The 1,088-nt window shown below is 66.3% G+C and carries 2 protein-coding genes; both read right to left on the bottom strand.

Annotated elements, in window-relative coordinates; translation table 11 throughout:
• The coding region (locus tag HMPREF9538_RS30230) for a LacI family DNA-binding transcriptional regulator (protein ID WP_009485616.1) at positions 1-418 on the bottom strand (418 nt) is incomplete at its 3' end.
• A partial coding sequence (locus tag HMPREF9538_RS09155; protein ID WP_009485615.1) for an MBL fold metallo-hydrolase occupies positions 415-1,088 on the bottom strand: 674 nt, incomplete at its 5' end. The genes HMPREF9538_RS30230 and HMPREF9538_RS09155, both read right to left, overlap by 4 nt.

Below are 1,088 nucleotides of genomic sequence, written 5' to 3'. Positions count from 1 at the left end.
CCCCCCCGCCCCCCGCCCCCCCGGGGGGGGGGCCGGAGGTGACGATAACGCCGGAGACGCGAAACTGAGCGAAACGGCGTAAGGTCTGCGCCAGATCCTGCTCGCTGTGGATCTCGCTCACCAGCGCCTGAAAGCCCTGGCGCTGGATCTCGTTAAGCAGCGCATCAAGCAGGGTACTGCGAAAAGGATCGCTGATGCGCGAGACGATCACGCCGATTAAGTGGCTGCGCTGGCGGTTCAGCCCCTGGGCGAGGAAGTTAACCTGATACCCCAGCTCTTCGGCGGCGCGCAGTACCCGCGCCCGGGCGTCGGGAGAGATGCTGCCGTTGTTGCTCAACGCCCGGGACACCACTGCCCGGGAGACGCCCGCTCGCCGGGCAACATCCTGGGCGGTGACGCTGGGTTTGCGTGGGTTCATAGGAGGTACGTCTCGTCAGTGGGCGTGGGACGCGGCAGCGTTAAGGTGAGTCCATCCCGGGAAACGAATAAGCCCGGCCACGGCTGACAGGCCTGCTTTAGCGCCGACAGAGAAGCATCCTCGCAGTGATAGAGCCCCATCGCCGGGAGCTGCAGCGTTCTGAACAGCATCAGGCAGGAGGGGAAATCGCCATGCGAGGCGTCATCGTCCAGGGCTGCTACCGAGGCGCACTCCTGAAACGCCAGCTCGGCGCCGGCCATCAGGGCTATCGAGTCGGCGGTCGGTCGGCCATCGCCGCTGTAAAACAGCGTCTGCCCGGCAATGGTGATGCGGATGGCGCGATTACTCAGCTCATGCTGGGTGGGGGCAGTGCGGATCTGCCAGTCCTGCCACGTCCAGGCTTCGCGGCATTCCTGCCAGTCGATGGTGAAACCAAGGTCCGCCTGCGGCCAGTTCGCCAGCGCGGCCAGCTGCATGAGCACCGGCTGCTGCGCCGGCTGGCAGTAGATAATGACTGGCTTCTGACGGGAATAACTTTTCCAGTGGTTCAGTAGCGCCGTCAGGCCGGTGCAGTGGTCCGGGTGAACGTGGGTGAAGTAGATCGCGTCGATATCGTTGACCTCGCCGCCCCCCCGCCCCCGGCCCGGCGGGGGGGGGGGGGGGGGGGGGG

It is taken from the genome of Klebsiella sp. MS 92-3 (genome assembly GCF_000195655.1).
Lineage (GTDB): Bacteria > Pseudomonadota > Gammaproteobacteria > Enterobacterales > Enterobacteriaceae > Klebsiella > Klebsiella pneumoniae.
Note: the sequence above shows the minus strand (reverse complement) of the source record. Positions and strands in the feature narration are given on the sequence as shown.